We start from the raw sequence: 17,758 nt of genomic DNA, 5'->3' as shown, positions 1-17,758 counted from the left end.
GGGTGCTACCAGGCGGCAGAAAGGCACGGGCCGTGGCATCCACGGTCACCACGTCGAAGGACTCGGCCGCCTCCCGCCCGGGATACGGCCGGCTGCTGCGCACGCGCGGCGCGTGGACGTTCCTGCTCCCCGGCTTCGCGGCACGCCAGCCGTTCGCGATGCTCACCCTCTCCATCGTGCTGCTGGTCCAGCACACCACCGGCTCGTACGGGGCGGCCGGCGCCGTCGCCGCCGTCACCGGTGTCGCCATGGCTCTCTTCGCGCCCTACACCGGCCGCCTCGCCGACCGCTACGGGCAGCGTGCCGTCCTGGTGCCCGGCGTCCTGGTGCACACCGTCTCCGGTCTCGCCCTCACCACGCTGGCGCTGACCGACGCGCCCCTGTGGGCCCTGTTCGCCGCCGCCGTGCCCACGGGCGCCTCGGTGCCGCAGGTCGGGCCCATGGTGCGCGCCCGCTGGGGCGTCAAGCTCAAGGGCTCCCCTCTGATGGCCACCGCGGCGGCCTTCGAGTCCGTCACCGACGAGTTCACCTTCGTCGTCGGGCCACTGCTCGCCACGGCCCTGTGCACGGCCGTCGACCCGGCCGCCGGCCTGGTCACCGAGGCCGCGCTCACCCTCGTCGGCGGTCTGCTGTTCGCCGCGCAGAAGAGCACACAGCCCGACGTCGCCGCCCGCGCGGGACACACACGTGTGGAGCAGGGTTCCGCGCTGCGCGTCCCCGGGGTGCGGGTGCTGATCGTGACCTTCCTCGGCATCGGTTCCGTCTTCGGCGGCATGCAGGTCTCGCTGGCCGCCTTCACCGAGTCGATCGGCAACCCGGGACTGAACGGCGTGCTGTACGGCGTCTTCGCCGCGGGCAACATGCTCGCCGGCATCGCCTGCGGCGCGATCGCCTGGAAGGCCGCCCCGCAGCGGCGCCTGCTCCTCGCCTACGCGGCGCTCGCGCTGACCGCGTCCGCCCTGTGGACCGCGCACTCGGCGCTGCTGCTGGCCGGGCTCGGCCTCCTGGTCGGCATGTGCATCGCCCCCGCCCTGATCACCGGCTACACCCTGGTCGACGACCTGGTCCCGGCCGGCGCCCGCACCGAGGCCTTCACCTGGCTGACCGGAGCCGTCGCGCTCGGTCAGGCGGCGGCCGTCACGGTCGCGGGGCAGCTGGAGGACCGGCTGTGGGACGGCGCCGGGTTCCTCGTCCCGATGGGCGGTACGGTGCTGGCCCTGGTGACGCTGCTGGCGCTGCGGTCGCGGCTGGCGACGGGCCCGCGCGGGCGCACCGTCGCGCGTGGCGTGGGTCACCGCGAGCCCGTCGCAGTGGACTGAACCCGAGGAATACGTCACTATGGACCGTCGTTAGCACTCATCGAGTGAGAGTGCCAGGAGGAAGACAGTGCCGACCTACCAGTACCAGTGCACCGCGTGCGGCGAGGGCCTCGAGGCGGTGCAGAAGTTCACCGACGACGCGCTGACCGAGTGCCCCGGCTGCCAGGGCCGCCTCAAGAAGGTGTTCTCGGCCGTCGGCATCGTCTTCAAGGGCTCCGGCTTCTACCGCAACGACAGCCGCGGCTCCTCGTCGAGCAGCTCGCCGGCGTCGTCGAAGTCCTCCGGCACGTCCTCGTCCTCGTCCTCCTCTTCGGACTCGGGTTCGACCTCGGCTTCGAGCTCGTCCGCCGGTTCGTCGAACTCGTCCGGCTCCGGCAGCTCGACGAGCACGACCGCCGCGTAGGGCGGTACTCCTCCCACGGGACCCCGTCGTCCGACGACAACGGGGTCTTCGGCGTTTCCCGGTCCGGCGGGGCCTTGGCGTTTTCCGGTCCGAACGGCAGGCCCTAGTGTGCGGGCATGGCGAACATGGCGAAGGCCGAGATCGGCGTGATCGGCGGCTCCGGCTTCTACTCCTTCCTCGACGACGTGACCGAGGTCCAGGTGGACACCCCGTACGGGGTCCCGAGCGACTCCTTGTTCCTCGGCGAGGTGGCGGGCCGGCGGGTCGCCTTCCTGCCGCGGCACGGGCGCGGCCACCATCTGCCGCCGCACCGCATCAACTACCGCGCCAACCTGTGGGCGCTGAGGTCGGTCGGCGCGCGCCAGGTCCTCGGGCCGTGCGCGGTCGGCGGGCTGCGGCCCGAGTACGGCCCGGGCACGCTGCTGGTGCCGGACCAGCTCGTGGACCGGACGAAGTCCCGGGTGAACACGTACTTCGACGGGTTGCCGCTGCCCGACGGCACCGTGCCGAACGTGGTCCACGTGTCCCTGGCCGACCCCTACTGCCCCACCGGGCGGGCGGCGGCGCTGAAGGCGGCGCGGGGCCGGGAGTGGGAGCCGGTGGACGGCGGCACGCTGGTCGTGGTGGAGGGGCCGCGCTTCTCGACCCGCGCCGAGTCGCTGTGGCACCGGGCGCAGGGCTGGTCGGTGGTGGGGATGACCGGGCACCCCGAGGCGGCGCTCGCCCGGGAGCTGGAGCTCTGCTACACGTCCCTCACGCTGGTCACCGACCTGGACGCCGGTGCCGAGACCGGTGAGGGCGTCTCCCACGACGAGGTGCTGCGGGTGTTCGCCGCCAACGTGGACCGGCTGCGGGGCGTCCTCTTCGACGCGGTGGCCGCGCTGCCGGCGACGAGGGAACGGGGCTGTCTGTGCGCGTCGGCGCTGGGCGGGATGGATCCGGGGGTCGCGCTGCCGTAGCGGAGGGACGGCGGGCTGCCGTGGCGGAGGGACGGTGGAGGGTCCCGTTCGGGTGGCGGAGTTGTCCACAGGCCCGGGACGTGTCCACAGGGCCGGGCAGGCAGTTGCCGCCGGCCTCATCGTGGGAGTCGCAAGCCGGTCCCTCGTCGCAGGTGGTGGTACCCGTGTCCCGTCGTCCTCCCTCCACGCTCCGTCTCCCGTCCCCTTCGCCCTCCCCCGGTGTCCCCCGCCCGCCCGGCGCCGATGTCCCGCCCCGGTGCGAGGTGCCGCACTTCGCGCCGGTGCGGGTGCGCGGCGGCCTGCCGCTCCCGGGCCGGCTCGTACGGCATCGGAGGCGGGCCGTGGCGGTGGGCCTCGCGGTCACGGCGGCGGCGCTCGTCGCGGCCGGCCCCCGCGACACGGACCGGGCCCGCGGGCACCCCGGGGAGTCCCCTGCCGTCCGGGCCACGTCGGCGTCCCCCGGCGACCGGCCCGTACGGTCGCGGCGGGCGGGTACGACGGTGACGGCGCCGGTGCGGATCGCCGACGCGGCCACGGTGCGGCTGCTGCGGCCCGGCGACCGGGTGGACGTGATCGCCGCCGAGGAGACGATGTCCGGCGGTGAGGCCCGTGTGGTGGCGCGCGGGGCGCGGGTGACCGGGGTTCCGGAGCCGGCGGACGGGGCGGGCGACGGCGGGGCACTGGTCGTGCTGTCGGTGCCGCGTTCCACGGCGGCCGGCCTGGCCGGCGCGAGCGCCACGGCACGGCTGGCGGTGACCCTGTGGTGAACCGTGCCGTTTCGAGCCCGGTGTCCCCGTCGGCCCGCTGCCCCGAACACCGCGATTGGACAGCTCGGCACGGGTGTGACGTAGGTTGCGGAGCGCTTCCGTCCGCACGCTACGCACAAGAAATGGGGCCCAGAAGTGAGCGACCAGGAGAAGACGAGCGTCCTGCAGGGCTTCAAGGCCTTCCTGATGCGGGGCAACGTCGTCGATCTGGCCGTGGCGGTGGTCATCGGCGCCGCCTTCACCAACATCGTCAACTCGGTCGTGAAGGGCGTCATCAACCCGCTGGTGGGCGCGTTCGGCACCCGGAACCTGGACAGCTACAGCTCGTGCCTGAAGGGCCCCTGCGAGGGCACCGGGGACGCCGCGACCGGCGTCAGGATCCTGTGGGGCTCCGTCCTGGGCTCGACGCTGCAGTTCGTGATCACCGCCGCGGTCGTCTACTTCCTGATGGTGCTGCCGATGGCGAAGTACCTGGCCCGGGTGGAGGCCCGCAGGAAGGCGAAGGAGGGCGCGCACGAGGTCGTCGAGATCACCGAGCTGGAAGTGCTCAAGGAGATCCGCGACACCCTCGTCGCACAGCGCGGCACGGGGCAGAGCGGCACCGGGCCGACCGGCCCGGGACACGACGGGCGGTAGGGCTCGTCACCGGCGGACGGGCCGGACCGCGCGGGGCGGGCCCGATCCCCCGCGCGGGGGCGTTCCGCCGGCCGGCGGGTCAGAGGTGGTGGGGCGGCTTCTCGTCGAGGAAGCGCCTCAGATCGGCGGCGCTGTCGCCGGACGGGCGCTCGCCCCACCCGCGGTCGGTGTCGTCCGAGGACTGCTGGTCCGTCGGGTCGTCGAAGACCAGCGCGGGCTTCGGTTCACGTGGCCGGGGATCGGGGGCGGTACTCATGCCTCCAGGGTACGGCCGCGCCCCGGCCGGGCAGGACTGAGCGCATGACAGCTGATGCTCTGACGGATGTGGCCGGCCTGCGCGTGGGGCATGCCACGCGCACCGGCGACGGGTGGCTCACCGGCACCACGGTCGTACTCGCCCCGGAGGGCGGGGCGGTGGCGGCGGTGGACGTACGCGGTGGCGGCCCCGGCACCAAGGAGACCGACGCGCTCGATCCGCGCAACCTGGTGCAGCGGGCCGAGGCGGTCGTGCTGACCGGGGGCAGCGCGTACGGGCTGGACGCGGCGTCCGGGGTGATGGCCTGGCTGGAGGAACGGGGCCGCGGGGTGCGCGTCGGGCCGGATCCCGCGCATGTGGTGCCGGTGGTGCCGGCCGCCTGTGTCTTCGACCTGGGCCGGGGCGGCGACTTCCGGGCCCGGCCGGACGCGGCCACCGGACGGGCAGCGGTCGAGGCCGCTGCGGCGGGTGAGCCGGGTGCGCCGGGCGTCCAGGGCTCCGTGGGCGCCGGTACGGGTGCCGTGGTCGGGCTGGTGAAGGGCGGGGTCGGCACGGCGAGCACGGTGCTGGAGTCGGGGATCACGGTGGCGGCGCTGGTGGTGGCCAACGCGGCGGGGTCGGCGGTGGATCCGGAAACGGGGGTGCTGTACGGGGAGTTGTTCCAGGGCCGGGTGCGTTACCCGGAGGCGGAGGTGCACGAGGCCGCCCTGCGGCGGCTGGCGGAGTCGGCGGAGCGCAACGCCCCTCCCCCGCTGAACACCACGCTGGCGGTGGTCGCCACCGACGCCGTCCTGTCCAAGGCGCAGGCGCAGAAGCTGGCCGGCACCGCGCACGACGGCATCGCGCGGGCCGTGCGGCCGGTGCATCTGCTGAGCGACGGCGACACCGTCTTCACCCTGGCCACGGGCGCCCACCCGCTCGACACGGCGGACCCCCTCGCGCTGAACGACGTGCTGGCGGCGGGCGCGGACATGGTGACCCGGGCGATCGTCCGGGCGGTGCGGGCCGCCGAGCCGGTGGACGGTCCGGGCGGGACGTGGCCGTCGTACGGGGAGTTGTACGGCCGGCCGTGAGGGGAAGCAGCGGTGCGGGACATCGGGGCGTGGTACCGCCGGATCGGATGCACGGGTGCGCGGATGCGCGGATGCGCGGGCGTACGGGCGTACGGGCGTACGGGGGCGCGGGGGCACGAGCGTGCCGAAGTGGCGGTTGGCCGGGAAGAGTTGCCGTTCCGCGGGGCGGCGGGGGAATTCCTCGCGCGGTCCGGCCGTTTTCCCGGCGGACGTTTTCTCGGTTCCCGGACATGATGTCCGGCCGAGGGGCTACGGTATGCACCCACAAGGTGACATGCAGCAACGCCGGGAGAAACCTTGAGCGTTCCGTACGAGACGGCAGCGTACGAACCATCCGACTCGCCCGAGTCTCCGGAGGAGCACCTCGCGCGGCTCCTCGGCCGTGCCCTGAACTCCTTCGAGTTGCCGGACGAGACGCTCCGGCTGCTGGACTGCGCGCTGGCGCACGACGGTTCACTGCACTCCGCGCACCACAGCGCGGGGCTGCACCGGGAGACGTACCGGCACACCTGGCTGCTCGCCGACGGTTCGGCGGTCACGCTCTGGGAGCTGGTCCACAACACGGCCCGCGGCGGCGAGCCGCAGCACGAGATCTATGTGGACGAGGAGGAGCTGCGCACCGCCACGGCCCGCCTTCCACTGCCCCCGGACGCCCCGGACTTCGAGCTGCCGGTGACGGTCCAGCCGACCCCGGCTCCCGCGCTGCGGCAGCTGTACGTGCGGGACGAGTCCGCGGACCACGCGCGCCGCTTACTGCGCCGGGCGGAGAACCCGGACCGGCCGGGCGCGGAGACGGCCGCACTGCTCAGCACGGCCTGCGCGCACCGCATCACGCAGGCCTTCGGCCGCCCGTCCCGTGCGGGTCGGCCCGCGCTGCCCTTCTCGCTCTACGAGCACGCGTTCCTGCTCGGTGACGGCGGGGAGCTGTCCCTGTGGGAGGTCGAGCACACCCTCACGCCGGACGGGCGGCACATGTGCGAGGTGTACGCCGGTGAGGACGCGGCGCGGGACGCCATGGAACGCCGGGCGGCACGGGCCTTCTGACGGCCCGGCAGGCGCCGCAAGCCACAAGCCGTAAGCCGCAGGCCGGAAGCCGGCGCGGTTCAGCCGTGCTCGCCGAACCGGCGTACCAGCCCCGCGAAGGCGTCGCGCTCCGCGTCGGTGAGCCGTACCGTCTCCGCCCGCGGCCCGTCGCGCCGCTGACGTGGGATCGTCGGTGTGCCATGCGGCGCGTGGGCGGCCGGGGGTGCCTCGGCGTGCTGTTGCTCGCGCCTGCGCGCCCGCTCGCGCCTGCGTCGCAGGACATCGGCCAGACCCGCCGCGCAGGCCACGGCCACCAGGGTGAGGACGGTGGCGCCCGTCGTCCGCGGACTCGTCTCGTGATCGGACATGCGGCCCAGTACACACCACGGTCCGGGACTTGGAGCCCGGACCGTGAGAATCGTGATCTATATCGCAGTAGGCATGAACCGCCCACACCTACCCAAACGGACGCACCGCCCCGGCTCTACGCGGCCACCGGCTGCGTGCTCCCCGACGCCGGCACCGCCGCGTCCTCGCCCGCTCCGGCACCCGCCGGAGCGGCCTTGCGCAGCCCCTTGAGGACGATCACCAGGGCCGTCGTGACGCAGACGCCCGCGGCGATGGCGACGAGGTAGAGAAGCGGGTTGCCGATCAGCGGGACCACGAAGACGCCGCCGTGCGGGGCGCGCAGGGTCGCGCCGAAGGCCATCGACAGGGCGCCGGTCACCGCGCCGCCCACCATGGACGCGGGGATCACCCGCAGCGGGTCGGCGGCGGCGAACGGGATGGCGCCCTCGGAGATGAAGGAGGCGCCCAGGACCCAGGCGGCCTTGCCGTTCTCGCGTTCGGTCCGGTTGAAGAGCTTGCCGCGCACGGTGGTGGCGAGGGCCATCGCCAGCGGCGGCACCATGCCGGCGGCCATCACCGCGGCCATGATCTTCATCGCGGAGTCACCGGGGCTCGCGACGGCGATCCCGGCGGTGGCGAAGGTGTAGGCGACCTTGTTGACGGGACCGCCGAGGTCGAAGCACATCATCAGGCCGAGCAGCGCGCCCAGCAGGACGGCGTTGGCGCCGGAGAGGCCGTTCAGCCAGTCCGTCATGCCCTTCTGGGCCTCGGCGATGGGCTTGCCGATGACGACGAACATCAGGAACCCGACGATCGCCGCGGAGATCAGCGGGATCACCACCACCGGCATGATGCCGCGCAGCGCCGCGGGGATCCGCGCCTTCTGGATCGCGATCACCACACCGCCGGCGATCAGACCGGCCGCGAGACCGCCGAGGAACCCGGCGTTGATGGTGAGCGAGATGGCGCCGCCGACGAACCCGGGCACCAGTCCGGGCCGGTCGGCCATGCCGTAGGCGATGTATCCGGCGAGGACCGGCACGAGGAAGCCGAAGGCGACACCGCCGATCTGGAAGAGCAGCGCGCCCCAGCTGTCGGCCTGGGTCCACACGAAGTGGTCCATCACCGAGGGTGCCTCGTTGATCTCGTACCCGCCGATCGCGAAACCGAGCGCGATGAGCAGACCGCCGGCCGCGACGAACGGCACCATGTAACTGACGCCGGACATCAGCCAGGTGCGCAGCTTGGTGCCGTAGCCCTCGCCGCTGTCGCCGCCGCGCTCGACGGGCGTACCGCCGGACGCGGCCGGCGCGGTGACCTCGCCACGCTCCGCCTTGCCTCTCACCTCGGTGATCAGGTCGGCGGGACGGTTGACGGCCGCCTTGACGCCGGTGTCGACGGTGGGCTTCCCGGCGAAGCGTTCCTTCTCCCGTACGGGGACGTCGTGGGCGAGGATCACACCGTCCGCCGCCGCGATCACGGCCGGGTCGAGCCGGGTGAAACCGGCCGAACCCTGGGTCTCGACGACGATCTCGACGCCCGCCTCGCGGCCGGCGTTCTCCAGCGACTCGGCCGCCATGTAGGTGTGGGCGATGCCGGTGGGGCAGGAGGTGACGGCGACGATCCGGAAGGGGCGCTCCGGTTCGGGGGCGGTGATGCCCGTGGCGGTGCCGGCGGAGGCCGCCCCCGGCACCGCCACGGAGTCCTCGGGGCCGGCCGCCCCTTCGCCCCGGATCAGCGCCGCCGCTGCCGCCGCGTCGTCCACCGAGCGGAGGGCGTCGGTGAACCCGGTGTTCATGAGCTGCCGGGCCAGCGACGACAGGATCGTCAGATGGGCGTCGTCCGCGCCGGCCGGTGCGGCGATCAGGAAGATCAGGTCGGCGGGCCCGTCCGCAGCGCCGAAGTCGATCCCGGCCGCGCTGCGTCCGAACGCCAGCGTCGGCTCGGTGACGTGTTCGCTGCGGCAGTGCGGGATGCCGATACCGCCGTCGAGACCGGTCGGCATCCGGGCCTCGCGGGCGGCGACGTCGGCGAGGAAGCCCTCCAGGTCGGTCACCCGGCCCCGGGCCACCATGCGCTCGGCGAGGGCGCGTGCCGCCGCTTCCTTGGTGTCGGCGGACAGGTCGAGATCGACCAGGTCCGCGGTGATCATCTCGCTCATCGCGGGCTCCTTCGCACGCGTATCGCCCGTACAGCGGGGTGGGCGGGGGAGGGGACGGGGGTGAGGGAGGGAGAGGTGCGGGAGGAAGAGATGCGGGGGCTCATGACGCCGGCTCCCGCAGCGCACGGTCCACGGGGACCTCGGCCGTGACGGTGACCGCGGCCGGGTCCAGGTCGTCCGGCGTCGGCATCACGCTGCCGGGCAGCTGGACGGCCGCCGCTCCGTGGGCGACGGCGGAGGCGAGCGCCCCGGGTCCGCGCCCGCCGGCGACGAGGAACCCGGCGAGGGAGGAGTCGCCGGCGCCGACGTTGCTGCGGACGGTGTGCACGGGGGCGGTGCCGAACCAGGCGCCGTCGTCGTCGACGAGCAGCTGGCCGTCGGCGCCGAGGCTGGCCAGGACGGCCCGGGCGCCCGCCGCGCGCAGTTCCTCGGCCGCTTTCACCGCCTCGCCCACGGTGGTCAGCGGGCGCCCCACCGCCTCGGCGAGTTCCGCGGCGTTCGGCTTCACCACGTCGGGCCGCTCGCGCAGGGCGGCGAGCAGCGCCGGTCCGGAGGTGTCCAGGGCGATGCGTACGCCGGCGTCGTGCACCCGGGCGACCAGGTCGGCGTACCAGGAGGGGGCGAGTCCGCGCGGCAGGCTGCCGCAGCAGGCGATCCAGTCGGCGTCCGGGGCCTGCCGGCGCACGGTGTCCAGGAGCAGCTCCCGCTCGGCCGCCGTCAGCTCCGGGCCGGGCGCGTTGATCTTCGTCAGGACGCCGTCGGCCTCGGCGAGCGCGATGTTGGAGCGGGTGGCCCCGGCGACCGGGACCGGGGCGGCCTCGATGCCCTGCGCGCGGAGCAGGTCGGCGACCAGCGCGCCGGGTGCGCCGCCGAGGGGCAGCACGGCGAGCGTGCGCCGGCCGGCCGCGGCGACGGCACGCGAGACGTTGACTCCCTTGCCGCCGGGGTCGACGCGTTCGCCGGTGGCCCGGACGACCTCGCCGCGGTCCAGCGAGGGGACCTCGTAGGTGCGGTCCAGGGAGGGGTTGGGGGTGACGGTGAGGATCATGCGCGTACTACTTCCGTGCCGTCGCGCTCGATCGCGGCGGCGTCCTGCGGGCTCAGCCCGCTGTCGGTGATCAGCAGGTCCACGTCGCCGAGGTCACCGAAGCGGGCGAAGTGCTCCTGGCCGTGCTTGGAGGAGTCGGCGAGCAGCACCACGCGGCGGGCGGCGGCCATGGCCGCGCGTTTCACGGCGGCCTCGGCGAGGTCGGGGGTGGTCAGCCCGTGCTCGGCGGAGAACCCGTTGGCGGCGATGAACAGGACGTCCGCGCGGATCTCGGCGTACGCGCGCAGCGCCCAGGCGTCCACGGCGGCGCGCGTACGGTGCCGGACGCGCCCGCCGACCAGGTGCAGCTGGATGCCGGGGTGGTCGGCGAGGCGGGCGGCGAGGGGCAGGCTGTGGGTGACGACGGTGAGGGAGAGCTCCACGGGCAGGAAGGCGGCGAGCCGCGCGGCCGTCGAACCGGCGTCCACGATCATGGTGCCGTCGGCCGGGATCTCCGCGAGGGCGGCACGGGCGATGCGGTCCTTCTCGTCGGCCGCGGTGGTCTCCCGCTCGGCGAGGTCCGGTTCGAAGTCCAGGCGCCCGGCGGGGATGGCCCCGCCGTGCACCCTGCGCACCAGACCGGCGCGGTCGAGGGCCTTGAGGTCCCGGCGGATGGTCTCGGCGGTCACCTGGAACTCCTCGGCCAGCGAGACCACGTCGACCCGGCCGCCGTCGCGGGCGAGCCGAAGGATCTCCTGCTGCCGTTCCGGTGCGTACATGTCCGCCTGCCTCCAGTCCGTTCATGCCCGAACGTGTGGTGTGGCTCGGACAGTACGTCGAGATGTCCGGAAAGTAAACAGGTGCGGGCATGAACGGGCTTCCGTTTACGTCCGCTTTTCGGACCCCGGCCCGGAGATCGCGGGAACCACGGCACGGGAAGCGCCGCACGGGAAGCGCCGCACGGGAAGGGCGGCACGGCACGGGAAGGGCCCGCCACCCCCGGTGGGATGCCTCATCCCGCAGGGGTGCCGGGCCCTTCCCGACGGCCGGCGACGTGCCGTCCGCTCAGGACACCAGCTCCGGCTCCGGCTCCTTCTCCACCGGCGGAGCCTCCTCCGCGCCCTCCACATGCTGCGCCGGGCGCTTCGGCAGCGCGAACATCAGCAGGAAGATCACGCCCAGCACCGCGGCCACCCAGCCCAGCGCGTGCTGGAAACCGTCCGCGAAGGCCGGGCCCACCTCGGCCGGGGCGAGCCCCTCGTCGATCACCCCGAAGAACACCACCGACACCAGGCCGAGCCCCAGCGCGTGGCCCATCTGCTGCACGGTGTTGATCAGCCCCGACGCCGACCCGGCGTGCTCACGCGGCACCTCGGAGAGCACCGCGTCGGTCAGCGGGGCCACGATCAGCCCCATCCCGGCGCCCATGACCACCAGCGGCAGCGCCATCTGCCAGGAGGTGACGGACTGCCCGTACCGCTCCGCCTCCCACAGGTAGATCAGCACACCGGCCGCCATCACCAGCGCGCCGGCCTGGAGCACCTTGCGTCCGTAGCGCGGCACCAGCAGCTGCACCGACATCCCCGCCGCCGCGGAGACCGCGACCGAGAACGGCACCCCGGTCAGTCCCGCCCGCAGCACGCTCCAGCCCAGGCCGACCTGCATGTACAGGGTCCACACCAGGAAGAAGATGCCGAGGCCGACGCCGAACACCGTCTGGACCGCGATGCCCGCCGCGAAGCTCCTCACCCGGAACAGCGACAGCTCGATCAGCGGCGAGCCGTCCCGCACGCCCTTGGCCCTCTCGTACGCCACCAGCGCCCCGAAGACCACCAGCGCGCCCGCCATCGACGCGTACCCCCACAGCGGCCAGCCCAGCTCACGGCCGCGGGTGAGCGGGTAGAGCAGCATCAGCAGCCCCAGCGTCACCAGCGCGACGCCGACGAGGTCGAGTTTCAGGGCGCGCGGGGCCTTCGACTCGGTGATGAAGCGGCTGCCGAGGACCAGTCCGGCGATGCCGACCGGCAGGTTGATGAGGAAGATCGGCCGCCATTCGAGACCGAACAGGTTCCACTCCGTCAGCAGCGCGCCGAGCAGCGGCCCGGACACCGCGCCCAGGCCGACGATCGCGCCGAACAGCCCGAACACCTTGCCGCGTTCGTGCGCCGGGAAGGTCGCGTGCACGATCGACAGCACCTGCGGCACCATCAGCGCCGCCGTGGCGCCCTGGAGGATGCGGGAGGCGACCAGCATCTCCGGGTTCACGGCGAAGCCGCACAGCGCGGAGGCGACGGTGAACCCGCCGATGCCGATGAGGAAGACCCGCTTGCGGCCGTGGATGTCGCCGAGCCGGCCGCCGGTGACGAGCCCCGCGGCGAAGGCCAGCGCGTACCCCGCGGTGATCCACTGGATCTGGCTGAAGGTGGCTCCCTCGTCGCGCTGGATCGACGGGATGGCGATGTTGACGATCGTGACGTCGACGAGGTCCATGAAGGCCGCGGTCATCACGATCGCCAGCGCGAACCAGCGGCGGCGGTCACCCGCGGCGGGCCCGGGTGCGGGCGAGGTGTCGGTGAAGGTCATGCCCCGGAAGTTAGGACCGTAATAGGTCAGATCATGTCCTACTGGTGCGGCATTCTCGTGCGCATGACGACGGACACTCCGGCCCGGCTCCTGACGCTCCTCTCCCTCCTCCAGACGCCCCGTGAATGGCCCGGCGGTGAGCTCGCCGACCGGCTCGGGGTCTCCCGCCGGACCGTCCGGCGGGACATCGACCGGCTGCGCGAACTCGGCTACCCGGTGCAGGCGACGCACGGCGCGGACGGCGGCTACCGGCTCGTCGCGGGCAAGGCGATGCCGCCGCTGGTGCTCGACGACGAGGAGGCGGTGGCCATCGCGGTCGGGCTGCGGGCCGGGGCCGGGCACGCGCTGGAGGGCGTGGACGAGGCGTCCGTGCGGGCGCTGGCGAAGCTGGAGCAGGTGCTGCCCGCCAGGCTGCGCCACCGGGTCAGTACGCTCCAGGCCGCGACCACCCCGCTGACCAGCGGCGACGGTGCGACGATCGCACCGGAGACGCTCACCGTCATCGCCTCCACGGTGGCCGGTCACGAACGCCTGCGGTTCGCCTACCGGGCGGCCGACGGGACGGAATCCCGCCGGGTGACGGAGCCGTACCGGCTGGTGTCCACCGGGCGGCGCTGGTACCTCGTGGCGTACGACCTCGACCGCGCGGACTGGCGGACCTTCCGCGTCGACCGGATCGGCGCCCCCTTCGCCACCGGGGCGCGGTTCACGCCGAGGGAGCTGCCGACGGGGAGCGCGGCGGAGTATCTGCGCCGGTCGATGTCCCGGGGGTACGAGTCGTACGAGATGGTCGTCACCTTCACCGCACCGGCGGCCACCGTCGCGGCCCGCGTCCCGGGCTGGCTGGGCACACCGGAGCCGCTGGACGAGACGACCTGCCGGCTGCGGGCGACGGTGAGCGACGCCAAGGAGTGGATGGCGGTCCGGCTGGCCATGCTGGGCCACGATTTCACCGTGCACGAACCCGCGGAACTCGTCGACGCCGTACGGGAGCTGGGCGACCGGATGACCCGGGCCGCGCCGAGTGACGGCGGGGCGTGAGCCGACGGCCCGTGGCGGCGGGCGGGCCGCGGGGTGCCGTACGTCGCCGGCCACGCGCACCGACGGGCGGCTCCCTCAGAACGCCTCCGTACGGCGGCGGTTCACCCCCGCCGCCTCAGGCTCCCCACGGAAAGTCCCGCAGCGCCGCCAGGTTGGCCAGTGCCAGTTCGGCCGGCCCCTGTGGCCCTTCCGCCGGGGCGTCGCTCGCCGCCCAGCTCTCCATGGCCGTGCGCACGGCGGCGCTCGCCACGGCGGCGGTGAAGCACAGCCGGCTGCGGTCGGCAACGTTGTCGGTACCGCTGGTGACGTGAGCGGCCGTCAGCCGTTCCGCCAGCGCGTCGGCCAGGCCGCGCTCCGAGGCCTGGCAGGCCTCCGCCCACACCCTGCACAGGGCCGGGTCGGCCCGCGCCAGCCGGATCAGGGTGCGCACCCAGTTCCAGGAGGCGACCGACACTCCGCGGCCGGGCGTCAGCGTGTGGCGCACGGCCTCCTCCAGGACCCTCGGCAGCGGCTCCCCGGCGGGTGCGGTGCGCACCGCCTCGACCCAGCGCTGGGCGCCGGTCGCGTAGAGGGGGCCGATGGCCTCTTCCTTGCTGGCGAAGTACCGGTAGAAGGTGCGCGGGGCGACGCCGGCCGCCTGGGCGATGTCCTCGGCGCGGGTGGCCCGCAACCCCTGCCGGACGAAGAGGCCCGCCGCCGCGCGGGCGATCTCCATACGGGTCTCCGCCTTGCGCCGTTCGGTCAGCGAGGGCACGGCGGGCGGAACGGTCGGGGGCACGGCGGGCGGAACGGTCTCGGGCACGGCGGACGGAAGGGGCGGGGGCGGGGTGGGCGAAACGGGCGGGGGCGGGGTGGTGCTGCTCACGCTCGGCAGGCTATGCCCATGTGGCACAATCTGCCATCTGGCGGGCCACCCCGGGGTTCAGGTTCGGGGTGACCCGCTTTTCCTGCCCGGGCAGGGGAAAGCCGGGCCCGGCGCCCGGGGGGAGGGGCGCCGAACCCGGCCTTGGGAAGTCCCGGCGCCGGGGGGGTTGTGCGTCGGGACGTGGCTCATGTTGTCCGGGGGACGAGTCCCCCGGGGTCCGAACTCCTGGGCTCTGCCTTCTTGTTCCCTGGGCCCGGTGGGTTGAAGCGGCGCGGAACGGCCATGTTTTGCGCTGTCTTGCGCCACCCGGCGTACGCGGCCGGTGTACCCACGCTACCGCGAGGACACGGGAGCCACCCCGGCGGGTGCTCACGCGGCCGCGTCGAACCCGGTGTCGCGGGCCAGCTTCTTCAGCTCCAGCAGCGCGTGCTTCTCGATCTGGCGGATCCGCTCACGGGTCAGACCGTGCTCCTTGCCGACCTCGGTCAGCGTGCGCTCGCGACCGTCGTCGATGCCGTACCGCATCTTGATGATGGAGGCCGTGCGCTGGTCGAGGCGGCCGATCAGGTCGTCGAGCTCCTCGCTGCGCAGCAGCGTCAGCACCGACTGCTCCGGCGACACCGCCGAGGTGTCCTCCAGGAGGTCGCCGAACTGGGTCTCGCCCTCGTCGTCCACCGACATGTTCAGCGAGACCGGGTCACGGGCCCAGTCGAGCACATCGGTGACGCGCTCCGGGGTGGAGCCGAGCTCGGCGGCGATCTCCGTGGGCTCCGGGTCCCGGCCGTGCTCACGGTTGAACTCGCGCTGCACGCGCCGGATCCGGCCCAGCTCCTCCACCAGGTGGACGGGCAGCCGGATGGTGCGCGACTGGTCGGCTATCGACCGCGTGATGGCCTGACGGATCCACCAGGTGGCGTACGTCGAGAACTTGAAGCCCTTGCGGTAGTCGAACTTCTCGACCGCGCGCACCAGGCCGGCGTTGCCCTCCTGGATCAGGTCGAGCAGCGGCAGTCCGCTGCGCGGGTACCGGCGGGCCACGGCGACGACCAGGCGGAGGTTGGAACGGATGAAGACGTCCTTCGCCCGCTCGCTCGCGTCGTACAGGGCCTGGAGCTCCTCGGTGGTGGCTCCGGCCTTGTTCTCCTCGAGGCCGTCGAGGATCTGCTTCGCGAACACACCCGCTTCGATGATCTGGGACAGCTCGACCTCCTTGGCGGCGTCGAGCAGCGGCGTGCGCGCGATCTCGTCGAGGTACATGCCGACCAGATCACGGTCGGCGATCTCGCCGCCATGGGCGCGAACACTGCTTGCCGCCTCGACCGTCTCGCCGGAGGCGGACTGACGACGGGCGACGGCACGGGTTGCCATGCGAGCTCCCTTGCGATGATGAGGTCAGCGGGTGGTCCTGCGGACGCTCGGCACTCTTCTTCAGGTCTCTCCGGACTCTGCTCGGGTGCCCGCATCCGTAGGAAACAACGACTGGAATCCGGACAGAATTCCCAACCCGACCTCCGATTTTTCTGATCATGCAGTACCCTGTCGGCCCACGCGGGCGACGCGGGGCCGCCGGAGCGTGCGGAGGTCCAGGTCAGCCGGGTGGGCCGGACGGCCGGAAGGCCTTCGCCGACCCGCACGACCACGCGGCAGGTGAGACGGCGATCACACGCGGCAGGTCGCTTTTCACCCGGAAGGGCGACGTCCTTGGCGGCTCTCCCACCCTGTAGACGGCCCGCGCCGCCCGATGGTTGCCAGGGGCTCCGGCCGGTGGCCGCTCCCCCGTCTCAGCCGAACTGCACCGAGCGCTTCGACAGTCCCATCCAGAACCCGTCGATCACGGACTTCTGTTCCCCGAGCTCACCGGCGGCGTCCGCCGCACCCATCGTGACGAAGAGCGGGGCGAAGTGCTCGGTGCGCGGGTGGGCGAGCAGGCCCGCCGGGGACTTGCGGGTGAAGTCCAGCAGCGCGTCCACGTCCCGCGCGTGCAGCGCCTCCCTGCCCCAGGCGTCGAACTCCGTCGACCAGGCGGGGATGCCGCCCTGGCGCAGCGCCGCCAGGTTGTGGGTGAAGAACCCGGAGCCGATGATCAGCACGCCCTCGTCGCGCAGGGGTGCGAGCCGGCGCCCGATCTCCATGAGCCTCACCGGGTCCAGGGTCGGCATGGACACCTGGAGCACCGGGATGTCGGCCCCGGGGTACATCTCGACGAGCGGGACGTACGCGCCGTGGTCCAGGCCCCGGTCGGGGACGTCCTGCACGGGCATGCCGGGGGCGCGGAGCAGCTTGCGCACGGAGTCGGCGAGGGCGGGGGCACCGGGGGCGCCGTAGGTGACCTGGTAGTAGTGCGCGGGGAAGCCCCAGAAGTCGTAGACGAGGGGAACCGTCTCGGTGGCGCCGAGGGCGAGCGGGGCCTCCTCCCAGTGGGCGGAGACGACGAGGACCGCCTTGGGCCGGGGCAGTCCGGCGGACCAGGCGGCCAGCTCGCCGGGCCAGACGGGGTCGTCGGCCAGGGGCGGGGCGCCGTGGCTGAGGTAGATCGCGGGCATACGTTCCTGAGTGGCGGCGGTCATGACGGCGACTCCCTTCGGCGGCTGCCCCTGGGGCGGGCGGGACGGCTGGATTGCTCGGTTACTCGTGTACTTGAATCCTCAACTTCCACTGCCGACTGTACGCCGATTTTGTTTAACATTCAAGGAGGTTCGCCGTACAGTGGAGTACATGAACACGGCAACCACATCCGCAGACGCCGGAGAACCGCGCTGGCTCACCGACGGGGAACAGCGCGTCTGGCGCGCGTACATCGACGCCACCACACTCCTGGAGGACCACCTCGACCGTCAGCTCCAGCGTGACGCGGGCATGCCGCACGTGTACTACGGCCTGCTGGTCAAGCTCGCCGAGGCCCCGCACCGGCGCCTGCGGATGACGGAACTGGCGATGTCCGCGAAGATCACCCGCTCCCGCCTCTCGCACGCCGTCGCCCGGCTGGAGAAGAGCGGATGGGTACGCCGTGAGGACTGCCCCTCCGACAAGCGGGGCCAGTTCGCCGTGCTGACCGACGAGGGCCTGGAGGTACTGACCCGGCACGCGCCCGGCCATGTCGACGCCGTACGGCAGGCCGTGTTCGACCGGCTCACCCCGGAACAGCAGAAGTCCCTCGGCGAGATCATGCGGATCGTCGCCGAGGGACTCCAGCCGAGCGAAGCGGGTGCGGACCTGCCCTGGCTCCGCTGACGAGGCGGAAGCCGGGGCAGGTCCGGGGAGCCGCACGGAAGAGGCGTCCCCTCCTCTTCCGTACGG

General features: G+C 73.3%; 18 protein-coding genes. 9 read left to right on the top strand and 9 right to left on the bottom strand.

Features of this window, described 5'->3' with window-relative positions; all coding sequences use genetic code 11:
• Nucleotides 1-32 precede the first annotated feature (32 nt).
• The 5 genes from ACZ434_RS24340 to mscL all read left to right on the top strand — a co-directional run bounded on the left by ACZ434_RS24340 (nt 33) and on the right by mscL (nt 4,084).
• Complete coding sequence (locus ACZ434_RS24340) at nt 33-1,319, top strand: MFS transporter (protein WP_468459225.1); 1,287 nt, start codon at nt 33-35, stop codon at nt 1,317-1,319.
• A gap of 67 nt (nt 1,320-1,386) precedes the next feature.
• Entirely contained in the window at nt 1,387-1,722 is a 336-nt protein-coding gene (locus ACZ434_RS24335; RefSeq protein ID WP_468459223.1) for an FmdB family zinc ribbon protein, read from the top strand.
• Nucleotides 1,723-1,838: 116 nt separating this feature from the next.
• Nucleotides 1,839-2,681, top strand: coding sequence for an S-methyl-5'-thioadenosine phosphorylase (locus ACZ434_RS24330; RefSeq protein WP_468459221.1), 843 nt, complete (start codon nt 1,839-1,841; stop codon nt 2,679-2,681).
• A gap of 263 nt (nt 2,682-2,944) precedes the next feature.
• Nucleotides 2,945-3,448: a hypothetical protein gene (locus ACZ434_RS24325; protein ID WP_468459219.1), complete on the top strand. Its 504-nt coding sequence runs from the start codon at nt 2,945-2,947 to the stop codon at nt 3,446-3,448.
• A gap of 135 nt (nt 3,449-3,583) precedes the next feature.
• A complete protein-coding gene (gene mscL, locus ACZ434_RS24320; RefSeq protein WP_468459217.1) occupies nt 3,584-4,084 on the top strand; it encodes a large conductance mechanosensitive channel protein MscL in 501 nt (166 codons plus the stop codon).
• A 79-nt stretch (nt 4,085-4,163) separates the two neighbouring features.
• Here mscL and ACZ434_RS24315 read toward each other — a convergent pair whose 3' ends face one another.
• Nucleotides 4,164-4,340 carry a hypothetical protein gene (locus ACZ434_RS24315; protein WP_468459215.1) on the bottom strand — a complete coding sequence of 59 codons (177 nt, stop codon included), beginning with the start codon at nt 4,338-4,340 and terminating at the stop codon, nt 4,164-4,166.
• A 44-nt stretch (nt 4,341-4,384) separates the two neighbouring features.
• Here ACZ434_RS24315 and ACZ434_RS24310 point away from each other — a divergent pair, with 44 nt between their 5' ends.
• The gene (locus tag ACZ434_RS24310) at nt 4,385-5,413 is read left to right on the top strand and encodes a P1 family peptidase (protein WP_468459213.1); all 1,029 of its coding nucleotides are present in this window, start codon (nt 4,385-4,387) and stop codon (nt 5,411-5,413) included.
• A 297-nt stretch (nt 5,414-5,710) separates the two neighbouring features.
• Nucleotides 5,711-6,457: a DUF6227 family protein gene (locus ACZ434_RS24305; RefSeq protein ID WP_468459211.1), complete on the top strand. Its 747-nt coding sequence runs from the start codon at nt 5,711-5,713 to the stop codon at nt 6,455-6,457.
• 59 nt (nt 6,458-6,516) lie between these two features.
• On the opposite strand, the gene ACZ434_RS24300 is transcribed toward ACZ434_RS24305, so the two are convergent.
• From ACZ434_RS24300 to ACZ434_RS24280, 5 genes are all read right to left on the bottom strand, one after another.
• Complete coding sequence (locus tag ACZ434_RS24300; protein ID WP_468459209.1) at nt 6,517-6,804, bottom strand: hypothetical protein; 288 nt, start codon at nt 6,802-6,804, stop codon at nt 6,517-6,519.
• Nucleotides 6,805-6,920: 116 nt separating this feature from the next.
• Nucleotides 6,921-8,945 carry a PTS fructose transporter subunit IIABC gene (locus tag ACZ434_RS24295; RefSeq protein ID WP_468459207.1) on the bottom strand — a complete coding sequence of 675 codons (2,025 nt, stop codon included), beginning with the start codon at nt 8,943-8,945 and terminating at the stop codon, nt 6,921-6,923.
• A 100-nt stretch (nt 8,946-9,045) separates the two neighbouring features.
• Entirely contained in the window at nt 9,046-9,993 is a 948-nt protein-coding gene (gene pfkB / locus ACZ434_RS24290) for a 1-phosphofructokinase (protein ID WP_468459206.1), read from the bottom strand.
• A complete protein-coding gene (locus tag ACZ434_RS24285; RefSeq protein WP_468459204.1) occupies nt 9,990-10,751 on the bottom strand; it encodes a DeoR/GlpR family DNA-binding transcription regulator in 762 nt (253 codons plus the stop codon). Before ACZ434_RS24285 ends, pfkB begins: the two co-directional genes overlap by 4 nt.
• A gap of 286 nt (nt 10,752-11,037) precedes the next feature.
• Nucleotides 11,038-12,555 (bottom strand): MFS transporter, encoded by a 1,518-nt coding sequence (locus ACZ434_RS24280; protein ID WP_468459202.1) that lies wholly within the window; start codon nt 12,553-12,555, stop codon nt 11,038-11,040.
• A 63-nt stretch (nt 12,556-12,618) separates the two neighbouring features.
• Here ACZ434_RS24280 and ACZ434_RS24275 point away from each other — a divergent pair, with 63 nt between their 5' ends.
• Nucleotides 12,619-13,596, top strand: a complete 978-nt coding sequence (locus tag ACZ434_RS24275; protein ID WP_468459200.1) for a helix-turn-helix transcriptional regulator — start codon at nt 12,619-12,621, stop codon at nt 13,594-13,596.
• 115 nt (nt 13,597-13,711) lie between these two features.
• Here ACZ434_RS24275 and ACZ434_RS24270 read toward each other — a convergent pair whose 3' ends face one another.
• The 3 genes from ACZ434_RS24270 to ACZ434_RS24260 all read right to left on the bottom strand — a co-directional run bounded on the left by ACZ434_RS24270 (nt 13,712) and on the right by ACZ434_RS24260 (nt 17,004).
• Nucleotides 13,712-14,461, bottom strand: coding sequence for a TetR/AcrR family transcriptional regulator (locus ACZ434_RS24270; protein ID WP_468459198.1), 750 nt, complete (start codon nt 14,459-14,461; stop codon nt 13,712-13,714).
• Between the two features lie 369 nt (nt 14,462-14,830).
• The gene (locus ACZ434_RS24265) at nt 14,831-15,829 is read right to left on the bottom strand and encodes a sigma-70 family RNA polymerase sigma factor (protein ID WP_468459196.1); all 999 of its coding nucleotides are present in this window, start codon (nt 15,827-15,829) and stop codon (nt 14,831-14,833) included.
• A gap of 413 nt (nt 15,830-16,242) precedes the next feature.
• Nucleotides 16,243-17,004 carry a dioxygenase family protein gene (locus ACZ434_RS24260; RefSeq protein ID WP_468459537.1) on the bottom strand — a complete coding sequence of 254 codons (762 nt, stop codon included), beginning with the start codon at nt 17,002-17,004 and terminating at the stop codon, nt 16,243-16,245.
• Nucleotides 17,005-17,176: 172 nt separating this feature from the next.
• Here ACZ434_RS24260 and ACZ434_RS24255 point away from each other — a divergent pair, with 172 nt between their 5' ends.
• Nucleotides 17,177-17,692, top strand: coding sequence for a MarR family winged helix-turn-helix transcriptional regulator (locus tag ACZ434_RS24255; RefSeq protein WP_468459194.1), 516 nt, complete (start codon nt 17,177-17,179; stop codon nt 17,690-17,692).
• Nucleotides 17,693-17,758 lie beyond the last annotated feature (66 nt).

This window comes from Streptomyces sp. NPDC030893 (assembly GCF_055571535.1).
The sequence above is the reverse complement of the archived record's forward strand: the minus strand, read 5'-3'. Positions and strand labels throughout refer to the sequence as shown.

What these genes read in the sequence shown, in the direction of transcription:
- ACZ434_RS24330 (WP_468459221.1), top strand. Translation starts at nt 1,839, where the DNA reads ATGGCGAACATGGCGAAGGCCGAGATCGGCGTGATCGGCGGCTCCGGC.
- ACZ434_RS24315 (WP_468459215.1), bottom strand. Translation starts at nt 4,340, where the DNA reads ATGAGTACCGCCCCCGATCCCCGGCCACGTGAACCGAAGCCCGCGCTG.
- ACZ434_RS24310 (WP_468459213.1), top strand. Translation starts at nt 4,385, where the DNA reads ATGACAGCTGATGCTCTGACGGATGTGGCCGGCCTGCGCGTGGGGCAT.
- ACZ434_RS24300 (WP_468459209.1), bottom strand. Translation starts at nt 6,804, where the DNA reads ATGTCCGATCACGAGACGAGTCCGCGGACGACGGGCGCCACCGTCCTC.
- ACZ434_RS24295 (WP_468459207.1), bottom strand. Translation starts at nt 8,945, where the DNA reads ATGAGCGAGATGATCACCGCGGACCTGGTCGATCTCGACCTGTCCGCC.
- pfkB (WP_468459206.1), bottom strand. Translation starts at nt 9,993, where the DNA reads ATGATCCTCACCGTCACCCCCAACCCCTCCCTGGACCGCACCTACGAG.
- ACZ434_RS24285 (WP_468459204.1), bottom strand. Translation starts at nt 10,751, where the DNA reads ATGTACGCACCGGAACGGCAGCAGGAGATCCTTCGGCTCGCCCGCGAC.
- ACZ434_RS24280 (WP_468459202.1), bottom strand. Translation starts at nt 12,555, where the DNA reads ATGACCTTCACCGACACCTCGCCCGCACCCGGGCCCGCCGCGGGTGAC.
- ACZ434_RS24275 (WP_468459200.1), top strand. Translation starts at nt 12,619, where the DNA reads ATGACGACGGACACTCCGGCCCGGCTCCTGACGCTCCTCTCCCTCCTC.
- ACZ434_RS24265 (WP_468459196.1), bottom strand. Translation starts at nt 15,829, where the DNA reads ATGGCAACCCGTGCCGTCGCCCGTCGTCAGTCCGCCTCCGGCGAGACG.
- ACZ434_RS24260 (WP_468459537.1), bottom strand. Translation starts at nt 17,004, where the DNA reads ATGCCCGCGATCTACCTCAGCCACGGCGCCCCGCCCCTGGCCGACGAC.
- ACZ434_RS24255 (WP_468459194.1), top strand. Translation starts at nt 17,177, where the DNA reads ATGAACACGGCAACCACATCCGCAGACGCCGGAGAACCGCGCTGGCTC.